This window comes from Deinococcus arboris (assembly GCF_009755355.1).
GTDB lineage: Bacteria > Deinococcota > Deinococci > Deinococcales > Deinococcaceae > Deinococcus > Deinococcus betulae.
Genome location: NZ_WQLB01000011.1, coordinates 14,770 through 33,312, shown reverse-complemented (window position 1 = coordinate 33,312; position 18,543 = coordinate 14,770). Strand labels below are relative to the sequence as shown.

Sequence of the window (18,543 nt, the reverse complement as noted above, 5' to 3'; positions counted from 1 at the left end):
ATCAGTGCCCTACATCGAAGATGGTTTCGCCAGTCACGAAACTCCAGCGGGCATTAATGGCCTTCGCGCTCTCGCCAATCTTGACCTGACCGATGGGCAGCTTTTCCCCAACATTGATGCCGATAGACGATTTGACTTCGCCGACCATGCCGTAATCCTTGATCCCGTCACGCGTGGCAGATACATACGCCCCCACCGCCGCCTTGACCCCAAGTCCAGCCACTTCCTTCAGGCTGCCGCCGCCCTGAAGGCCGATGATCACCGTCGTTTTCCACTTCTCGGCCGACATATCCAGCTCTGCTTTGACGAAGGAGGTCAGCAGGCCAGAGGGTGCCACTTTCAGCGAGACCTTGTCGCAGCTAAAGCCCGCATCCACCACGCCCAGCGACACCGATGTGGTGAAGAGGCCCACCAGAGGCTTACACACGTCTGGCGGTGGCAACTTCAGAGGTACGGCCACTGGCACCGAGTCAGCCGCTCCACTAGAGCCTTCGACACAACCACTCTCAAAACTTTTGACGTCATGCGCCCAGAGCCGGGCGGCATTGACCAGCGCGCCAAACCGTCCCGTGGCCTCAATTTCCGCCTGAAGCGCCGCGCGCTGATGCCACAGAGGATCGCTGTAGTTGGCGGCCAGGGCCGTTTCGTAGAGGTAGTCCGCCTTGGCCGCAGCGGCGAGGTCATGGGCGTAAGCGTGCATGGCGCTGCGCCAGCGTTCATGGGCGCCCTGCAACTGGGGCACGCACAGGCCGCGAAAGACCTCTTCGTCGCCGTGTGCCTTGTCAATAATGACCGCAATGGAGCAGCCGCCTTCGCAGTGCCAGAAGTCACCCCAGATGCGGGCCACCTCGTCACCTGTGCGGTCCTGACGGGTGTCCAGCGCTCGCAGCTCTGGCTCGGCGCGCGAGGCGATGAGCGCCGACCAGATCGCCTTCTGTCTCGCCTGGGTCGCCGGCAGAGCTTCCCCACGGTTGCGCAACTGCTGCTCGACCGCTTCCTGCCGCCGAACCAGTGCCAGTCCCCGCTCACTCAGTTCCTCGTCAAGCGCTACGTAACGGTCCAGCAACTGCACCGCCTGGGCCGGGGTCTGCGCAATCTTCAGGTCAGGGAGCGTGATGCTCTGGCCACGTGTCATGTCGAAGACCTGGCGGGCTGGCCGGCGGCTCTCGACCTGTCCAGCACTGGCCGGCGTGGGCTGGCTGGCTGAAGGCCCAGGGCCTGACGAGGTCGGCAGCTCCTGGCCTGCGCCCGTGCCTGGGGTACGGCGCGCACTGCGGCGCATCACCTGCACCGCGTCGGCGGTTTTGCCCTGACACAGTAAGGCGTGAGCCAACAACTGGCCCGCTTCCGTCAGGGTGGGCTGCAGGGCCAGGGCCTGACGCAGCACCTTGTCAGCCTCGGCAAATCGCCCCAGCTTGACCAGGGCGCCGCCCCGGTTGTTCAGCGCGACTGCCTGCACCGAAATCCCCATGGCCCCGCCAGGCGCAATGCCTTGCCGCTCGGCCTGCGCCAGTACGGCCAGGGCCTCGGCGGGCAGATTCACCGTGACCAGCGCCCCAGCCAGATTGACCAGGGTATCGGCGTTCTTGGGGTCCAGGGTGTGGGCCGTCAGCAGACCTGCCAGCGCCGCTTCTGGGCGACCCGCAAGGGTGGCCTGCAGCGCAAAGGCGCTCGCCCGCCCCGCCGACTTCCCCTCTGGGCTGGCGGCCAGGCCCCGGACCCCCGCCGCCTCATGCTGCCCCAGCCAGGTCCGCGTGTTCTTCAGGGCCTGGGTCAGGGTCAGGGGCGCCGCGCTGGGCCGGGGCGCGGCCGGTGATGGGACGCTCTGGCCAGAGGCTTTGAGCTGGTTGAGGGTCTGCTGCAGGGCCGCCCGAGCGGGGTCATCCTTGGCCATGCCGGCGATGGTCTCCTGCAAGGTCTGCACCGCTGGGTTCAGCGCCGCCTGCACGTCGGCCCCCGTGACCACCGGGCAGACCCACAGACGGTCGCGGTCCAGTTGCTCGCGTTGCTGGGCCGCAGGTGGGAGGGGCAGGGCGTCGCCCCAGAATTGACCGTAAAGGTCAGGCGCCGCCTGTGCAGAACCCAGAGACAGCAGCAGGGGCACAGCTGACCGGAGGATGGTCGGCCCCAGATAACGCGAAGCGGTGGGCGGAGCCAGCAAGCTGGCCAGCACGAAACGAATAGACATATGAATAGCTCCTGGGACACAGGCGGAGGCCCACCCTTCTCTCACGTTCTGGTGCGGCGTGAGAGAGGCTGGGCCTTCAGGGCTTAGAGAGGGGGCGGGTTCAGTTCAGGGGGTGGGATCGTCGTTGTGCGGCCGGAGCTGGAGGTTCATGACCGGATTGGGCGCCCACATGTCCTTGGTAAAGCCGCCGGTAAAGCTGCTGTGCCATTCGTACAGCTCTCCGCCGTCAAACTTCTTGCGGACGTCCAGGGGCACGCCGTTTTCGGTGGCGGTGACGGTGTAGGTGCCGTACATCACGTTGATGACGTACCAGCTCCACAGGTGGGTCGGCTTGACCTTGAAGGACACGCCGCTGCTGCCATCGGCCAGCGTCCCAACCGAGTTGACCGTCAGTTCGACCTTGGACAGATCGACGAAGTACCCAGCGCCGTTTTCTACCTGAATCATGCCCAGGTTGCCGTATTGAGACGTCCCAGGCTTGAGCGTGAAGTTCACGACGCCGCCCACGTTGCCAGGCACCACCGTTTCGCCGTCCGGCACCAGATCCACTTGCGGGTTGTAGGGCGGGTAATTCAGCGTGATTTTGGCGCTGACTTTGAAGGTGGTGGGCATGCCGTTCACGCTGATCTTGTAGCGGCCGTCGGCGCCGGTGTGGGTAATAAGGTTGCTGTTGTAGGCCAGCGTGTTGTCGGCCACCACCTCGGCATTGACCACGGGCTGCCCATACTGGTTGACGATCCGGCCCGTGATGAAGCCCTGTGCCGAGGTGTCGCCGGGAGGCGGCGGAACGGGATCACCGGGCGTGGGGTTGGGACCAGGGGTGGGATCAGGGCCAGGGGTGGGGTTGGGTACGGGGCCGGGGTCGCCAGGCAGGGGCACCGGGTCGGGCGGCACCACGCCTCCACCTGCGGGTGATGTCGAGCAGGCGCCGAGAACCAGAGACAGCAGCAGAGAAGTAACAGTCAGTGATCGGAACATGGGTCTTCCTCCTTCAGAAGCCGCTGGGGCTTCCTCTTGAGAAAGACTTTAGAAATTGAGTGGTGGCACGGGGATGATGCCCTCACCAGCGGTGCAGGCGAGAACCTCCCAGGCACAGCGACTCAGCCGCTTAGCCTTCAAAAGAGCGTTCCCAGCGGGCTTTTCGTGTATTGTGCCCAGTTGCAGAGCGCCAGGAGCCACTGCTGGCGCAGCTTTCCAGACCGTGTGACCTCGCCCCACTCTGCCCCAGGCGCACAGCTGGCCGCTGTCATGCAAATGCCATCTTGGGGTTTTGGTCGTTGGGAGGGTGTCAGGATCAGCCCAAAAAGCTGCAGCAGGCCGCTCCGGCTTCTCAACGTCCCGGACTGCTCCTGCACAGGAAAACCCAAGTGACGTTGCGATTACAACCGCAAAGTGACGTGACCAGGAGGATTCACGGCCGACTCACCTGATCGATGGCCTGTAACACCACGTCGGCGACCCGCTTTGAGACGGCCGAGCCCGGACTGGTGTACACATCCACAAAAGCGTGCCCCAGAAATGCACTTCCAGGTTGAGCCGCCGGCACAGTGTGGTCGTTGGCCGCCAGCACAGGAAAAATGAGGCGAAGAGCGCCGATCACGAGGTCTGCCTGCGTTGACACGTATGGGCCATTCGCCGGGGAATGCCCATTGGGAACAGCGATCCCAGCGACCGCAAAGTGCTGGGTCGGCACACCGCGCCGCTCAAGTTCACGGTTGACCACCTCGGCGTACAGATTGCCCTGACTGTGCGCGACCAGCACGACGCGCAGACCCCGGCGGAGATAAGCCTCGACACCGTCTGTCAATTGCCGAGCATTGTCGTCCATGTACGTGGAGTTCGCTGCGCGGTCCTTCAGGCGCAGCGTCGTCTGAACGAGAGACCCCAGGTAGGCCTCAACGTACTGCCGCGTCGTGTCAGCGACCTCGTCAACTGTGGGCAGGACAGGTTTGGCTTTAGGAAGCAGGCTGCCTGGATTGCTCAGGGCGGTCATCCAGCCGCCGACTGTGGTGGGCAGCTGATCTGTGGTCTGAGCCCTGAGTTTCGCCTCCAGAAGGGAAGCAGCGACCGCTGAAAGTGCCGCCGGTTCTCCGTAGGTGCCGGCGAACAGGGCGGCGCCCAGATCATGCTCGCCAAATTTCTGCCGGAAGACCTCCACAAGGTCCAACAACCCTTCGGTGGGGTTGTAGTTCAGCGCGTACAGGAGGCGCTGTGGCCCCGCCGTCTCTCCCAGAAGCCGCCGCAGGGCCAACATGCTCTTCAGCGCCGTTTCCTCGGTGGTCAGAATGCCGTTCTGAAAGATCACGACCGTGCACTGCCCACTGGCGCAGTCGTCTTCGCCGATCGGGTAGAGCGGAAGAAACTGCGGCCCGGCCTTTTGCACAGCTGCGGCGTAAGCGTCCAGCCGCGCGCCTGTATTGACCGTTCGGCTTCTCACTTCCCGCGTCCACTCCGCCCAGCTTTTGTTGCCACTGCGAATCAGAGAGAGTACTGGGGTGCTGTCCAGCGAGACCTGAGGTGGCTGTCCTGTCACCAGACGCTGAAGACCGCGCGCGTAGTCCTGAACAGCCTCCCGCTCAGGCGACGCCGCAGGCGTGTGTTCTGCGATATACGCATCGATATCATCCCGAATGCCGTTGCCGTCGTGATCAGCACCGGCCAGACCAGCGCCGTGCGCCCAGCAGGACAGAAGAGTGCCTAGGAAGAGAAATCGAAGACCTGAAAGCCTCATGCTCTGACGGTAAGAGAGGCAACGTGACGCCTGAGTGACACCGCCCGAGGAACGAACCCCCCACAGCTGCACGGCTCTCCCCTGTCACTGGTGTGTCACTCTCTCACCTCTACTGTCGCCACATGAACAAGGTGATCTGGACGACCCTGCTGACCCTCGCCCTCCTGAATCCATGTCAATCGGCCCAGGCCGCGGCGGCGCCGACGACACAGAAACCGGCTGTACAGGGGACGGTGCCGCTGGCGGGCCTGAACGCGACGCTCCAGCAGCCCTATACCCTCGGCAAAAGCAGTCCGCTCAATTTCACCCTGACGAAGGCTGCCTTCAGCGTTTCGCGCGTGATCGTTGGGAACGAGGTCTTTACCCCGAAGGCCGATCAAAAGTTGCTGGTCCTGACCTTCCGCGTGGCCAATCCTCAGAAGAAAGACGTGTACTTTGACTCACGGTCCTTCACTTTCACGGCGGTCGACGCCCAGAACATCAACCGCCCCTCGGTGCGCAGCGTGGGCCTGGCTTCCACCGGCGAACTGGTGGGTTTGCAGCTCAAGCCTTCTCAGGTTCTGGAGTTCGTGACGGCCATCGTGGTGCCCGCAGCGGGCGTGGTGCCTAAGCTGATCGTGGAACACGAAGCCGGCACTGGCGTGCTGCGCTACGATCTGCGCCGGGTAACTGGCCCACTGGCCGCGCCTTACGCCGATCCTGCCGATGCCAGTGGGGCCAGCGCGTTGGGGGCCGTGCCAGCCAAGGTGGGCCAGAGCTACCCCCTGGAGAGCTTTGACCTGCGGCTGGAAACGACGGCCCTCAGCACCGAAGTGCTGGATGGCCGCGCCCCACGCAGTGGACACCGCTACGTTGTGGCCACCGTGGTGCTCAAGAATCAAGCGCCGCAGGAGCGCTACCTGGGTTTGCAAACCCTGATGCCCGAAATTCTGGACGCCGACGGAGAGCGGCTGCGCTACCTCACGGTTCTCAAGGCCAGAGGCGAGGGAGGACCGGGCCTGAAACTTGCCCCTGGCGCAGAATACCGGGCGCGCTACGTGTTTGAAGTGCCGGACGGCACCCCTCTGCAGACCCTTGTCTTTCAGGAAGGCTACAGCCACACCCTGCTGTTTGACGTGAGTGCTCTGAAGTAACGGCCTGCCTGTCAGGACTTGGGAGTGTTGAGGCCAGTCCAGAGTCGATGCTTAGGGCCTCTGCTCTGGACCGGCCTTCATACGCATGGCGTTGCACAGGGTGCCGAGATTGATGCAGCAGAGCCTCCCTCTCTGCTGTGGGTTTTCATTTGACGGAGGCTGACCAGCTCACTCGGGGACTGTTTATGACCACCGAGATAGCCTTGAGTCAGGATGGTTTGGTCAGACAGCCTGGGAATAGATTCGAGTTTGTTGGCCAGTCAGCCTCCGATTTGACCAACAAGATATGAGCTGCTTCTGCCAGGGCAGTTGAGCAGCAGGGCTGCCCAGCATTGTTCTGGCCGCAGTCTTGAAAGCGGCCAAGGATGAGCCTTGGCCGCTTTGATCTTGAGTCGGCAACTTGTTACAACGCGGCTCAAGAGGGGCTTGGGTGAGACGCCGCGCCCGATCACCCCACACTCTTAATCTTTGGAGACCACCTCGTAGGGCATGCTCTCCATCTCGCCCGCCGGGTCAGTAGCCAGCCGGGCCATTCGGTACTGGTCCACCCAGACCCCCTCCCAGTGCAGGGCCTGACGTTCCAGTCCTTCATCTATAAAGCCGCATTTGTGGTAGACCCGGCGCGCACGGGGATTAAAGGCGTAGACCCCGAGGCTGATGCGGTGAAGGTCCAGGTGGTCAAACCCGTAGCGCACCACCGCCTGCGTCGCTTCGCTGCCGTAACCCTGACCAAAGACCTCGGAACTACTCAGGCCGATGCGAAAATTCATGCTGCGGTTCCTCGCATCCAGATCGTTCAGCACGGCTTCTCCCAGGTAAAGGCCGTCAGAGAGCCGAAGAATGGCCCAGTCGGCGCGGTTCTCCGCACCCTGAACTGCGGTCAGAAACTGCGACACCTGGTCAGCGGTGAATTGAGTGGCCGTCCCTGTTAACCGCATGGCTTCAGGGTCTTGCAAGCTGGCCATGACCTGATTGAGGTAGGAGGGGCCGAGGGGCCGCAGAAGAAGGCGGGGTGTACGGAGAGAAGGGAGAGCCGCCAGCAAGGAAGAGAGATCGGTCATGCCTAGAGCCTGACAGGCTGGGAATGACCGGGAAGTGACACATGCAGGCTCAATCTTCGCCATGCGCTTCATGACTGGCCTGAGGTAGATGGTGAATGGGCCGCTCCAGGCAGACTGTTGTAGCTCGCCATTGCCCACGGCCTTTCAAATGAAACTCGCTTCAGCACGGCTCGCTTTGGCGTTCAGTTAATAGAACCAGTGAGCCTTCCTCCAGAGCGGGGTCCGCATTCACGCCCAGTTCACATAGGCTTCCCGCACCCTTCACGGCGCTGACCGTACCTTCTGAGCACGCGAGAAGGCCACCTGGCCCCGCGAAAGGAGCTCTCTCAATGGATATTTTTGTCAACAACGCCCCTGCCCAGGCTGTCCCTCAGACTTACTTGCCCCTGCAAGGTGTGCCCTACGGGTACGGTCCCCTGTCGGCGCCACGCCACGACGGCCCACCCGGCTTCCTGCTGGTGGCCCTGGGGATAGGCGCTTTTCTCTTCTTGAGGCGCCGACGCCTGCACCGCTTTGGTGGACCCGGCCAGATGCCCGAGGAGGTTCGCCACCTGCGCGAGACCTTCCGCCAGGGCCGGAGCCGCTTCATGACCGATCAGGCGCAGCAGATTGCCCGCGAGCGCTACGCCAAAGGCGAGATCAACGCCGACGAGTATGAGGCCCTGCGCCGTACCCTGAGCGGTGAGCACAAGCCTGGTCAGTCCGGGCAACCTGAGGCCGAGGGAGATCTGAAACTCTGACGGCGGAGGCCGGCGTGACGGACAGGACGCAGCACCCAGTTCAGATCGTCACGCCCCTGCCCAGCTCTGGTGAACAATAGGACTCCTGATGAGCACGATTCTGATCGTGGAAGACGAGGCGCGTCTGGCCGACATTCTGGACGGCTATCTGCGCCGCGAGGGCTTCCACACCGAAAGGGCCGCCACCGGGCGCCGCGCGCTGGAACTGTGGCGCGCGGCCCGCCCAGCGCTGATTCTGCTGGACCTGATGCTGCCGGAACTGGACGGGCTGGAGGTGGCGCGGCGGGTGCGCGCCGAATCGAACGTGCCGATCATCATGCTCACCGCACGCGATGAGGAAATTGACCGCCTGCTGGGCCTGGGCATTGGCGCCGACGACTATGTGGTCAAACCGTACAGCCCGCGCGAGGTGGTGGCGCGTGTCAAAGCGGTGCTGCGCCGGGCAGGCGCGGCCACGGATGTGAGCGGCACCCTGCACGCGGGCCCGCTGACCGTGGACCCTGCCGCCTTCCGGGTCAACCTGCACGGCACCGACCTGGACGTGACCGCCGCCGAGGTCCGGCTGCTGGCCCTGCTGGCGCGGGAAGCGGGCGTGGTGCGCTCACGCGCCGAGCTTCTGGCGGCGCTGGGGGGACTGGAGCGCGGCACCGATGAGCGCACGGTCGACGCCCACGTCAAGAATCTGCGGCGCAAATTTGGGGCCGACGCCGGGCTGCTCGACACTGTGCGTGGCGTGGGCTACCGCTTATGGCTGGCCTGAGCAAGGGCACCGGGGGATGCACGGCACCGGCAACCTTACAGTGGCAGACCGGAGGCGCGGGGTAATGCGCCGCCGTTCCTCCGGTCTGCCCCCCAGCTTCCAGCGCCGCCTGGGGCGCAAGGGGCGCCGGCCCTGGGGCCTGCGGGCACGGCTGGGCCGGGCCTTTGCCCTGACTGCGCTGCTGGCCGTGGTCCTGACCACCAGTATGACGGTCGGCACCACCCTGCGCGTGCTGGCCGACTTCCGGCCCGACACCGCCGCGCCCCTGACCACCGCCGAATGGGACCTGCTGGTCCGCAATGCCGGGCACACCATCATGGGCGGCGCGGTGCGGGCAGCGCTGGTGAGCACGCTGCTCTCCACCGTGGTGGCGGCGCTGGTGACGCGGCAACTTACCTGGCCGCTGCGCCGCCTGGCCGACGCCGCACAGCGTCTTCAGGCTGGCGCGCGGGACGTGGCCCTGCCCATGCCCCCCCGGCAGGACGAGGTGGGGGCCGTGACGCGGGCCTTTAATGACCTCACCCTGAGCCTGGCGCGGCAGGAAGCGTGGCGGCGCGGGCTGGTGGCCGACATTGCCCACGACCTGCGCACCCCGCTGGCCGTGCTGCGTTCAGAGATCGAGGCGATGCAGGACGGCGTGCAGCCCGTGGACAGCGCCGCCCTGGCGCGGCTGCACGGCGAGGTGCTGCTGCTGGCCCGGCTGGTCACGGACCTGCGCCTGCTGTCCCTGGCTGAAAGCGGCGCCCTGACCCTGAAGCCAGAGGTGGTTGACGCCGGTGAAGTGCTGCGTACGCTTGCCGACACCTACGCCCGCCAGGCGGCTGACGTGGGCGTCACCCTCACTGTTCAAACGGGCGGCCCTGTGCCCGTACAGGCTGACCCCGACCGGCTGCGCCAGACCCTTCAGAACCTGCTGGACAATGCCCTGCGTTATGCCGCGCCGGGCCCGGTGGAACTTCGGGCAGCCCTTCAAGGCGGGCAGGGGCTACTGAGCGTGCGCGACCACGGCCCCGGATTTTCCCCCAGCGCCCTGTCGCGCGCCTTCGAGCGCTTTTACCGCGCCGACGCAAGCCGCACCCGGGACCCACAGGGCCGCGCCAGCAGCGGCCTGGGCCTGGCGATTGCCCGCGCCCTGACCGACGCTCAGGGTGGGCAGCTGGACGCCCGCAACCATCCAGAGGGCGGCGCAGAATTTACGGTGCGCTTGCCCGGCGCCTGACCTCAGCGCCGCTTTCGTTTCGGCCCAGCAGGCGGTTGCCTGACGGGTGTGCGCGGGCGTAGTCGTCACCAGGGTTGTGCAGCGCGCAGGTGTCCAGCGACAGACACCCGCAGGAAATGCAGCTGCTCAGGTCGCTGCGCAGGCGCTGAAGTGCGGCGATGCGGTCGTCCAGTTCGGCCTGCCAGCGCGCCGCCAGCACCTCCCAGTCGGCCGCCGTGGGCACGCGCCCGCCGGGCAGGGTGGCCAGAGCCGCGCGAATCTCGGCCAGCGACACCCCCACCCGCGCCGCCGCACGGATAAATGCCAGGCGACGCAGGGTGTCGCGGGCATAGCGCCGCTGGCCACCCTCCGTGCGCGTGCTGGCAATCAGCCCCTCGCGTTCGTAGTGGTGCAGCGCGCTCACGGCCAGACCGCTGCGGGCCGACACTTCAGCTGGGGTGAGTACAGTCAAAGCAGGTCACCTCTTGACCTCAAGTGTACTTGAGGTTCTAGGGTAGAGGCATGACCCTTTCTGTTCCTGCGGCGACAGCCTCTCTGCGGCGCCTGCGCCTGAACGGCCCTGGGCCGCCTTCCCAGGCCAGGCACGGCCTCATACATCTGCCGTGGGCCAGACCCGAGGGGACCACGCCACGACCGGAATCCACCTTGCACCTCCTGTCCCCATTCGGAAGTCATCCGGCAGAACGCTGGATGATTTTCCTCGTCAAAGGAGCACCGAGCCGATTCAAGCGTGGTCCACGCACGTCGCTGCGAGGCTGGACCGCTCATTCTGCGAACTTCCAGCCTGCTTATGGTGGTCAATCATGAGCCACTCTGTTGCCCTGTCGCCTACCCTGCACCTGCGGCTGGCGCGGCCCAGCCGGAATCTGGCCGCCGCACAGCACTTCTATCAGGACGGCCTGGGCCTCCAGGTGCTGTGGCAAAGCTGCGGAGACGGGTTTGCCGACCTGCTCATGCTGGGTCTGCCGGGCGCGGCCTGGCATCTGGAATTGACGCACGCACGCGACCAGACTGTGACGCCCACCCCGACTGCCGAGGACCTGCTGGTGCTGTACCTGGATGGGCCCGTGCCAGCGGAGGTCATTCAGTGCCTGGAGCAGTGTGGAGGTCAGCGCGTGGCCGCTCTGAACCCCTACTGGGACGAGTGGGGCGTCACGGTGCAGGACCCCGACGGCTACCGGCTGGTGCTGTGTACCCGGTCATGGCCGAAGCTGCCTCCGGCAACCTGATACAACCTCAGGCATGAGGTTTGTCGCCCTGCTGCACGCCGTGAATCTAGGCCAGACCCGCAAGGTCAGCATGGCCGAACTGCGCACCCTGCTGGGCACGCTGGGCCTGACCGGCGTGCAGACCTACATTCAGAGCGGCAACGCCCTGTTCGACGCCGATCCGGACCCTAACCTGGGCCAGAACCTGGAAGCGGCTTTGGGCACTCACTTTGGCTTCGCCATTCCCGTGACCCTGCGAACGGCCGAAGACTGGCGGCAGGCCGCGCGGCACTGTCCCGCCCATCTGCTGACGGAGCCGGTCAGCGTGGCGTTTCTGGCACGTGGGCCCCGACCGGACGCCGTGGCCACCTTACAAGCGCGCGACGTGACCCCCGAACGCTGGGCCCTGATAGGCGCGCAGGTGTACCAGACGGTGCCCGAAGGCACGCGGAACCTGCGGTTGTCCCAGGCCGCGCTGACCCGGGTGCTGGGGGTGCCGTGTACCGTCCGCAACTGGCGCACCGTGCAGGCCATCGCCGGGCGGCTGTGAACGCAGCCCCGCGCCTGAAGACGGCCCTCCTGGGCGCAGCGCCACTGCTGTTCGTGCTGCTGTGGAGCACCGGCTTTCTGGGCACCAAGGGCGCGGCCCGCAACGCCGACCCGTTTGCGTTTCTGGGCGTGCGGTTCGTGCTCGCGGCCCTACTGATGGCGCTGCTGACCGCTGCGCTGCGGGCCCCCTGGCCCACGCCGGCCCAGGCCCGGCGCGCGGCGGTCACGGGCCTGCTGCTGCACGCCGGCTACCTGGGCGGCGTCACTGTAGCCATCCATCTAGGGCTGCCAGCGGGCGTCACCAGTGTGCTGGTGGGCCTGCAACCCCTGCTGACGGCGCTGCTGTCGGCGCCGGTGCTGGGCGAAGCGGTCACGGCGCGGCAATGGAGCGGGCTGGGCCTGGGGTTTGTCGGCGTGCTGCTGGTGGTCGTGGGCCGACCGGTGGGCACCGGGAGCCTCAGCGCCGGCGCGCTACTGGCGGCGGGGATCGCCCTGGCCTGCACCACAGCGGGCACGCTGTACCAGCGCCGGTACGGAGCCGGGATGCCGCTCCTGGGCGGAACTACGGTGCAGTACCTCGCCAGCGCCCTGCTGATGGGGCTGATCCTGCTGGCTCAGGGCGGCGGCACCATTCACTGGAACACGGAATTTATCCTGTCGCTGACCTGGCTGGTGCTGGTGCTGTCGGTGGGCGCCATCCTGCTGCTCATGCGCCTGCTACGCGACCTCCCAGCCGCGCAGGTGGGGAGTCTGTTCTATCTCGTGCCGCCCCTGGCCGTTCTGGAAGCCTTTGTGCTGTACGGCGAGCGGCTGAGCCTGTGGTCGCTGGCCGGGCTGGGGCTCTGCGTGGCAGGTGTGGCACTGGCCGCCACGCAACCCGCGGGCCCCAGGCCGCGTACCCACACGCATGAGTGAACTGCACGGACGCATCGGCGGCCTGACCAATGGCTATGACCTGCATGCCGACTGGGACGGTCAGCGTCTTTCGGGCCGCATTGGCGGGCGCTTTGAAGGCAAGGACATTCACCTGACAGTGCGCGCGGGCGACGTAGACGGCCGCATTGGCGGCACCTTCGCGGGCTTCGATGCCGATGGCGAGGTCACCCCTCAGGCGGTTCATGTGCGCCTGGGCGGCCGCCTTGACGGTGACGACGTGCATCTTCAAATTGGCAGTGGCCAGGTCCACGGCCGGTTTTCTGGCCGTCTGGACGGCAAGGATGTGGCCCTAACACAAGAGGGCGCGCGCCTGCAGGGCCGGATTGGCGGCCGGTTTGAGGGCAAAGATGTGGACCTGAGCGTCAGCGGCGTGCCCCTAGAAGTCGCCGCCCTGGCGGCGGTTTGCGCCTACAAGGCGCTGGAAGATCAGCAGGCGCAGAGCGCTGCTTCGTCGGCCTCAACGTCCACGACCTGAGGGGAAGCGGGTGACCGCGTAGGACCAAACAAAGACCCTAACTGAAGAAAGATTTGGTCATTTTGAGGGCGTTGAAGGCAGTCCCCCAGATAAGGGCATGCGTCTCAAGCGCGCTACGCCGCTCACCCTGTAAAAGGTCCGGCGGAGGTCTTGGTGACGGGCGCCGGGGGTAAATAGACCTTTTAACCCGAGCTATGAGCTTCGGGGTATTTCTCGTCTCATGCCGCCCCGGTCCAGCCAACACTCCCCCACGGCACGGTGATGCAGTGTGAAGCCGGCGCCCGCTCGCATGCCCAGACACAGTGAGGAAGAATTGGCAGAGCGTCTCACGCCTCTGCCGCCCACCCCTTGTCCCCACACTTCACTGTGCTCAACTGGGAACTTTGAGTCGTCGCAACCAGCGTTTCACCAGCACCCTGACAGACCCTTCAGGCATCCGAACTTAGGTCAGCGCTTGTAAGCGCTTCTGCAAAGGCGTATCATCTTGCAAAATCTTCTACAGTTTGCACCACTGTTCCCGCCTTAGGTTTCCCCAGGAGCTGCCCATGTCCCTGTGCCCCAAGTTGCGATGGTTGCCCGTAGATGTCCCCGCAGGCCAAGTTGACCGTGAGGCTTGACCGCGCTGAACTCCGCGTCGTTTCTCTGCCGCTGCTGCAGCCCTTCCGGACCAGCTTCGGGGTGGTGGGCGAGAAGACGTTCCTGCTGCTCAGGCTCTTCGGTGAAGGGCTGGAAGGCGCCGCCGAAGGGGTGATGGACGCCCGGCCGCAGTACCGCGAAGAAACCCTGTCAGGGGCACTGGCCCTCCTGCGGGAAACGGTGCTGCCCGAAGTGCTCGGCCGGGACTGGGTCAATCCCGAAGAACTCACGCGCCACCTCTCTTTTCTACGCGGCAACCGCATGGCGCTGGCCACCGCCGAGATGGCTTTCTGGGATCTGCACGCCCGGAGCCTGGGGCGGCCGCTGTCCGCCCTGCTGGGCGGCGTGCGGGACGCGGTGCCGGTCGGCGTCTCACTGGGGATTCAGCCGAGCGTGCAGGCCACGGTCGAAACAGCACGCGCGCACGCCGAGCGCGGCTACAGGCGGATCAAGCTCAAGATTGAGCCCGGCTGGGACGTTGAGGTCGTGCGGGCCGTGAAGGCCGCCTTACCCGACATGCCGGTCACGGTAGACGCGAACGCCGTCTATACGCCGGCGCACCTCAACACGCTGCTAGAGCTGGACGGGCTGGGTCTGGACTACATTGAGCAGCCGCTGGCCTGGAACGACCTGCGCGACCACGCCAAACTTCAGGCCCTCATGCGGACCCCACTGTGCCTGGACGAGTGCATCACCACCGCGCAGGACGCTCGCAAGGCGCTGGAAACCGGGGCCTGCCGCCTCGTGAACATCAAGGTGGGGCGGGTGGGCGGCTACCTGGAAGCGCGGCGGGTGCATGACGTGGCGGCCTCATTTGGCGCCCCGGTGTGCTGTGGCGGCATGCTCGAAAGCGGGGTCGGGCGCGCCCACAACATTCACCTGGCAACCCTGGAGAACTTCACCAAGCCGGGCGACACCAGCTCTTCCTCACGCTACTGGGCGCGCGACATCAGCTGCGAGGCGCTGGAAACCGAGAGTGGCCTGATGCCCGTGCCGCCGGGACCCGGCACCGGGGTCACGCTTGACCTGCCGTTTCTGGACAGCGTGACCCGGATGAAGGAGACCGTTACCCTGGCGAGTCCGCAGGTCACAGCCTGGGGGGCGGGATGAGGCCAGGGCGCGAGGGGCCATGCTGACCTATGTGCTGCGCCGCCTGCTGGCACTGCCGCTCATTTTGCTGGCGGTGACGTTCCTGATTGTGCTGGTGACGCAGCTTATTCCGCCCGAGCAGCGCGCCGCCTCTTACATCCGCAACCTCGAACAGCTGGCGCGCGTGCAGGACATCATCCGGGCCAACCACCTGGACGGCAACGTATTCGAGCAGTACGGGATGTGGCTCCAGCAGGTGCTGGCGGGCAACCTGGGCCTTTCGCGCACCAGCGGTCAGCCGGTTCTTGAGACGCTGCTGGCCCGCTTTCCCGCCACCGTGGAACTGGCCCTATACACCTTTTTTCCGCTGGTGGCGCTGGGCGTCTGGCTGGGCAGCTGGGCGGCGGTGCAGCGAGGCCGGGCGGCGGACACCGCCATCCGCGTGTTTGCCGTGCTGGGTCACAGCGTCCCCAGTTTCGTGCTGGGCGTATGGCTGCTGGTGCTGTTTTACGGCGCGCTGGGCCTGCTGCCCGGCACCGGCAACCTCAGCAACGACGGCGCCGTCGCCCTGCTGACCGGCGAGGTGCGCCGCGTGACCGGGCTGGTCACCGTGGACGCGCTGCTCAGCGGGCGACCCGACGTGTTCTGGGACGCCATTCAGCATCTCGTGCTGCCGGTCTTGACGCTGCTGCTGGTCAGCAGCGCCGCGCTGGTCAAGGGCACCCGCGCCAGCATGATTGAGGCGCTGAGCAGCGATTACATCCGCACCGCGCGGGCCAAAGGCGTGGCCGAGGGCGTGGTGGTCGGCCGGCACGCGCGGCGCAACGCCCTGCTGACCGTGGTGACGCTGATGGCCCTGAGTATTTCGGGGCTGCTGCAAGGCGCGGTGCTAGCCGAAACGCTCTACGGCTACCCCGGCGTGGGCGGCTGGGCGGCGCAGGCCGCGGCGCAGGGCGACCTGCCGGGCATGCTGGGGTTTGCGCTGCTCACCGCAACCATCGTGGTGGTCGCCAACCTGCTGGCCGACCTCGCCTACGCGCTGATTGACCCGCGCGTAAGGTACACATGAGCGGCACTGGACCGGACGTGGCCCGGCTGACCGTGCGCCGCCCAGTGATGGACACAGACCGGACAGCAGGCACCCACCGCCGGCACTTTCTGAGTCGCCGCGTGCCCGCGCAGGTCGGAGCGGTCCTGGTGGCCCTGTTTGTGCTGGTGGCGCTGCTGGCCCCACTGCTGGCCCCGCCGCAGGGCAACTGCCGCCGGGCCCTGGGCATGACGGAGGGGCAGACCTACCCCGGCCCCGCCGCCTACGTGCGCGAGGTCGTGGCGACGCCCGCCGCGTGCCTTCAGATGCCGCGCCAGGGCTTTGCCGCTCAGCCCACGCCGCCTGCCGGGGACGCGCCGCTGGGCCGGGTGAGCGGTTACGACATCCGCTACGGCCTGGTGTGGGGCACGCGCACCGCCTTTTTTCTGGGGCTGACCGTGCTGACCATCACGGTGACCATCGGCAGTCTGGTGGGCGTCGCCGCCGGGTTTTTCGGGGGCGTGACCGACAACCTGCTGATGCGCCTGACCGATATTCTCTTCGCCTTTCCCGCACTGGTGCTGATGCTGGTGCTGGTGGCGGCGCTGGGGCCGGGGCTGGGGAATATCGTGCTGGCGCTGAGCCTGGTGTCGTGGGCCGGACTGGCCCGCGTGGTCCGGGCAGAGGTGCTGCGGCTGCGTGAACTGGAGTACGTGGCAGCCGCGCACAGCCTGGGGGCCAGCCCGGCGCGGCTCGCGCTGCGCCACGTCCTGCCCGGAGCCGCCGGCCCGCTGCTCGGCATCGCCGTGCTGGAAATGGGCAGCCTGCCCATCGTGGCGGGGGCCCTCTCGTTTCTGGGCCTGGGCACGCCGCTGGGCTACGCCGACTGGGGCCAGCTGATCGCCCTGGCGCAGAAGTGGATTCAGGGGCCGCCGGGCCAGCCCCTGGCCTACTGGTACGTGACCCTTTTTCCTGGGCTGTGCATCGTGCTGTACAGCATCGGCTGGAACCTCCTGGGCGACGCCCTGGGAGAAGACCTTGACCCGCGCCACGCTTAGCCGCCACTCTCCCGGAGGTCTGCCCATGACACGAAGTGCCGCGCCGCTCGCCGCCCTGACCCTCGCCCTGACCTGCTCGCAGGCGCTCGCCACGCCGCAGGACACGCTGGTCTTTCAGACCAATTCGGCTACCGCTAGCGTTGAACCGGCCCAGGCAGTCGTGACCTACGACGTGCTGCCGGTTCAGCAGATGTACGAGGGGCTGTACCTCAATGAGTTCGGCACCTACCGGCCCCTCCTGGCCACGGGCCTCACCCAGAGCAAGGACGGCCGGGTCACGACCTTTACCCTCAGAAAGAACGTGCGTTTTCACGACGGCTCGGCCATGACCTGCGCCGACGCCGAATATTCGCTGCGCCGCGCCCTGCTGGTGGGCAACGAGACCTCGCTGGCGGCGCAGCTGCGCAGCAACGTGCTGGGCATCACGGCCTTCAGTCCCGAGGTCCGGCGGACCTTTACCTTCGCGCGGCTGGCCCAGACCGTACGCTGCAACGCGGCGGGCCAGCTGGTCCTGAGCCTGGAGCGCAATGTGCCCAGCCTGCTGGACTCCATCACGCAGATGTACATCGTGCCGCACAAGGTCCTTGTGGCCGGCGGCGACTGGAGCGGCACCGCGCGGGACTTTGCCGCCTGGACCGGCAAAGACGTGTCCAGTTCGGTGCTGGCGCAAAAGCCCATCGGCACCGGGGCTTACAGCTTCGTGGCGCGCGACTCCAGCCGCTTCGTGATGCGGGCCTTTGCCGGGTACTGGGGCGGCGCAGCACCTCTGAAAAACGTGATCCCGCAAAAGGTGGAGAGTGACACCGCCCGCGTGCTGGCGCTGCAAAAGGGCGACGCTGACATTGCCGCCGTGCCAGACCGCGACACCCTGACCAGGCTGAAGGGCGTCAGTGGCGTCACTGTGTACGAGGAGTTGCCCACCCGCGACCTCACCAGCGTGGTGCTGTTTAACCAGAATGTCAAAGACAGCCAGCTTCTTTCGGCGGGGCAACTGGCCGAGACCAACATGCCGGCCAACCTCTTTTCCGACATTCATGTGCGGCGGGCCTTTGCGGCGGCCTTTGACACCCAGGCGTTTACCCGTGACGCCTTGCAGGGCAAGGGGCTCGCCCGCACCACCACCCTGCCGCCCAACAACTGGGCCGACGACAAGACGCTCAGAGCCCCCGCCTACAACCTGAAAACCGCCGAGGCCGAATTCCGGCAGGCGTTTGGGGGCCGGCTGTGGACGGCGGGCTTTACCATCCCGCTGGACTACGTGGTGGGCAGCGGCCTGTCTCAGGTGGTGGCCGAGATCTTCAAGCAGAATATCGAGCGCCTGAATCCCAAGTTTCACGTCACCATCAGCTCGCAGGAGCTGAGTGCCGGCAACGCGGCCCTGCTGGGCGGCAAGCTGCCCCTGAGTGCCCTGACCTGGGGCGGGGCCGACCCCGACACTGTGCTGCGCGGCCTGTACAGCGCAGAAGGCATCCTGGGCGTCGCCACCAATTTCCGTGACCCCCGGCTAGAAACGCAGCTGAATCAGGCGCGTGACGCGGTGGGCCAGAGCGCCCGCAAGCCGCTTTACACGGCGCTGCTGCGCTCCCTGAACACCCAGGCCTACGCCTTCCCGCTGCCGCAGCCGCTGGCTTTTGCGGCCACGTCGTCGGCCCTCAAGGGCTACGCCACCTTTAACCGCACCAACCTGTTCCGCACGCTGTCGAAGTAGAGGCGGCGTGAGGCCAAGACCGCCA

Annotated in this window: 17 protein-coding genes; 12 read left to right on the top strand and 5 right to left on the bottom strand. The window is 66.2% G+C overall.

Annotated elements, in window-relative coordinates; translation table 11 throughout:
• Window position 1: 1 nt before the first annotated feature.
• From GO986_RS09965 to GO986_RS09955, 3 genes are all read right to left on the bottom strand, one after another.
• Window positions 2–2,188: a tetratricopeptide repeat protein gene (locus GO986_RS09965; RefSeq protein ID WP_157459149.1), complete on the bottom strand. Its 2,187-nt coding sequence runs from the start codon at window positions 2,186–2,188 to the stop codon at window positions 2–4.
• Window positions 2,189–2,293: 105 nt separating this feature from the next.
• Complete coding sequence (locus tag GO986_RS09960) at window positions 2,294–3,166, bottom strand: carboxypeptidase-like regulatory domain-containing protein (RefSeq protein WP_157459148.1); 873 nt, start codon at window positions 3,164–3,166, stop codon at window positions 2,294–2,296.
• Between the two features lie 433 nt (window positions 3,167–3,599).
• Entirely contained in the window at window positions 3,600–4,919 is a 1,320-nt protein-coding gene (locus GO986_RS09955) for a hypothetical protein (RefSeq protein WP_157459147.1), read from the bottom strand.
• Between the two features lie 122 nt (window positions 4,920–5,041).
• Here GO986_RS09955 and GO986_RS09950 point away from each other — a divergent pair, with 122 nt between their 5' ends.
• Window positions 5,042–6,052, top strand: a complete 1,011-nt coding sequence (locus tag GO986_RS09950; RefSeq protein WP_157459146.1) for a DUF4352 domain-containing protein — start codon at window positions 5,042–5,044, stop codon at window positions 6,050–6,052.
• Window positions 6,053–6,513: 461 nt separating this feature from the next.
• Here the strand turns inward: GO986_RS09950 and GO986_RS09945 are convergent, their stop codons facing one another.
• Window positions 6,514–7,113 carry a GNAT family N-acetyltransferase gene (locus GO986_RS09945; protein ID WP_157459145.1) on the bottom strand — a complete coding sequence of 200 codons (600 nt, stop codon included), beginning with the start codon at window positions 7,111–7,113 and terminating at the stop codon, window positions 6,514–6,516.
• A gap of 329 nt (window positions 7,114–7,442) precedes the next feature.
• Here GO986_RS09945 and GO986_RS09940 point away from each other — a divergent pair, with 329 nt between their 5' ends.
• The 3 genes from GO986_RS09940 (at window position 7,443) to GO986_RS09930 (ending at window position 9,832) form a co-directional block, all read left to right on the top strand.
• On the top strand, window positions 7,443–7,853 hold the full coding sequence (locus GO986_RS09940) for an SHOCT domain-containing protein (protein WP_157459144.1): 411 nt from the start codon (window positions 7,443–7,445) through the stop codon (window positions 7,851–7,853).
• An 88-nt stretch (window positions 7,854–7,941) separates the two neighbouring features.
• Window positions 7,942–8,613 (top strand): response regulator, encoded by a 672-nt coding sequence (locus tag GO986_RS09935; RefSeq protein WP_157459143.1) that lies wholly within the window; start codon window positions 7,942–7,944, stop codon window positions 8,611–8,613.
• 64 nt (window positions 8,614–8,677) lie between these two features.
• Entirely contained in the window at window positions 8,678–9,832 is a 1,155-nt protein-coding gene (locus GO986_RS09930; protein ID WP_157459142.1) for a sensor histidine kinase, read from the top strand.
• Here the strand turns inward: GO986_RS09930 and soxR are convergent.
• The gene (gene soxR, locus GO986_RS09925; protein WP_157459141.1) at window positions 9,807–10,283 is read right to left on the bottom strand and encodes a redox-sensitive transcriptional activator SoxR; all 477 of its coding nucleotides are present in this window, start codon (window positions 10,281–10,283) and stop codon (window positions 9,807–9,809) included. The genes GO986_RS09930 and soxR overlap by 26 nt on opposite strands.
• 352 nt (window positions 10,284–10,635) lie before the next feature.
• Here soxR and GO986_RS09920 point away from each other — a divergent pair, with 352 nt between their 5' ends.
• From GO986_RS09920 to GO986_RS09885, 8 genes are all read left to right on the top strand, one after another.
• Complete coding sequence (locus GO986_RS09920; RefSeq protein ID WP_157459140.1) at window positions 10,636–11,061, top strand: VOC family protein; 426 nt, start codon at window positions 10,636–10,638, stop codon at window positions 11,059–11,061.
• Window positions 11,062–11,074: 13 nt separating this feature from the next.
• Window positions 11,075–11,590 carry a DUF1697 domain-containing protein gene (locus GO986_RS09915; protein WP_157459139.1) on the top strand — a complete coding sequence of 172 codons (516 nt, stop codon included), beginning with the start codon at window positions 11,075–11,077 and terminating at the stop codon, window positions 11,588–11,590.
• On the top strand, window positions 11,587–12,504 hold the full coding sequence (locus GO986_RS09910) for a DMT family transporter (RefSeq protein ID WP_198170574.1): 918 nt from the start codon (window positions 11,587–11,589) through the stop codon (window positions 12,502–12,504). The genes GO986_RS09915 and GO986_RS09910 overlap by 4 nt, the downstream gene beginning before the upstream one ends.
• Window positions 12,497–13,000: a hypothetical protein gene (locus GO986_RS09905; RefSeq protein ID WP_157459138.1), complete on the top strand. Its 504-nt coding sequence runs from the start codon at window positions 12,497–12,499 to the stop codon at window positions 12,998–13,000. Before GO986_RS09910 ends, GO986_RS09905 begins: the two co-directional genes overlap by 8 nt.
• Window positions 13,001–13,582: 582 nt before the next feature.
• A complete protein-coding gene (gene menC / locus GO986_RS09900) occupies window positions 13,583–14,746 on the top strand; it encodes an o-succinylbenzoate synthase (RefSeq protein WP_157459137.1) in 1,164 nt (387 codons plus the stop codon).
• 19 nt (window positions 14,747–14,765) lie between these two features.
• Window positions 14,766–15,794 (top strand): ABC transporter permease, encoded by a 1,029-nt coding sequence (locus GO986_RS09895; protein WP_157459136.1) that lies wholly within the window; start codon window positions 14,766–14,768, stop codon window positions 15,792–15,794.
• The gene (locus tag GO986_RS09890; protein ID WP_232337716.1) at window positions 15,791–16,810 is read left to right on the top strand and encodes an ABC transporter permease; all 1,020 of its coding nucleotides are present in this window, start codon (window positions 15,791–15,793) and stop codon (window positions 16,808–16,810) included. Before GO986_RS09895 ends, GO986_RS09890 begins: the two co-directional genes overlap by 4 nt.
• Window positions 16,811–16,835: 25 nt before the next feature.
• Window positions 16,836–18,518, top strand: coding sequence for an ABC transporter substrate-binding protein (locus GO986_RS09885; protein WP_157459135.1), 1,683 nt, complete (start codon window positions 16,836–16,838; stop codon window positions 18,516–18,518).
• The last annotated feature ends 25 nt before the right edge of the window (window positions 18,519–18,543 follow it).

Coding starts and splice junctions, on each gene's coding strand:
- GO986_RS09965 (WP_157459149.1), bottom strand. CDS start 2,188: ATGTCTATTCGTTTCGTGCTGGCCAGCTTGCTGGCTCCGCCCACCGCT.
- GO986_RS09960 (WP_157459148.1), bottom strand. CDS start 3,166: ATGTTCCGATCACTGACTGTTACTTCTCTGCTGCTGTCTCTGGTTCTC.
- GO986_RS09955 (WP_157459147.1), bottom strand. CDS start 4,919: ATGAGGCTTTCAGGTCTTCGATTTCTCTTCCTAGGCACTCTTCTGTCC.
- GO986_RS09950 (WP_157459146.1), top strand. CDS start 5,042: ATGAACAAGGTGATCTGGACGACCCTGCTGACCCTCGCCCTCCTGAAT.
- GO986_RS09945 (WP_157459145.1), bottom strand. CDS start 7,113: ATGACCGATCTCTCTTCCTTGCTGGCGGCTCTCCCTTCTCTCCGTACA.
- GO986_RS09940 (WP_157459144.1), top strand. CDS start 7,443: ATGGATATTTTTGTCAACAACGCCCCTGCCCAGGCTGTCCCTCAGACT.
- GO986_RS09935 (WP_157459143.1), top strand. CDS start 7,942: ATGAGCACGATTCTGATCGTGGAAGACGAGGCGCGTCTGGCCGACATT.
- GO986_RS09930 (WP_157459142.1), top strand. CDS start 8,678: ATGCGCCGCCGTTCCTCCGGTCTGCCCCCCAGCTTCCAGCGCCGCCTG.
- GO986_RS09920 (WP_157459140.1), top strand. CDS start 10,636: ATGAGCCACTCTGTTGCCCTGTCGCCTACCCTGCACCTGCGGCTGGCG.
- GO986_RS09915 (WP_157459139.1), top strand. CDS start 11,075: ATGAGGTTTGTCGCCCTGCTGCACGCCGTGAATCTAGGCCAGACCCGC.
- GO986_RS09905 (WP_157459138.1), top strand. CDS start 12,497: ATGAGTGAACTGCACGGACGCATCGGCGGCCTGACCAATGGCTATGAC.
- menC (WP_157459137.1), top strand. CDS start 13,583: ATGTCCCCGCAGGCCAAGTTGACCGTGAGGCTTGACCGCGCTGAACTC.
- GO986_RS09895 (WP_157459136.1), top strand. CDS start 14,766: ATGCTGACCTATGTGCTGCGCCGCCTGCTGGCACTGCCGCTCATTTTG.
- GO986_RS09890 (WP_232337716.1), top strand. CDS start 15,791: ATGAGCGGCACTGGACCGGACGTGGCCCGGCTGACCGTGCGCCGCCCA.
- GO986_RS09885 (WP_157459135.1), top strand. CDS start 16,836: ATGACACGAAGTGCCGCGCCGCTCGCCGCCCTGACCCTCGCCCTGACC.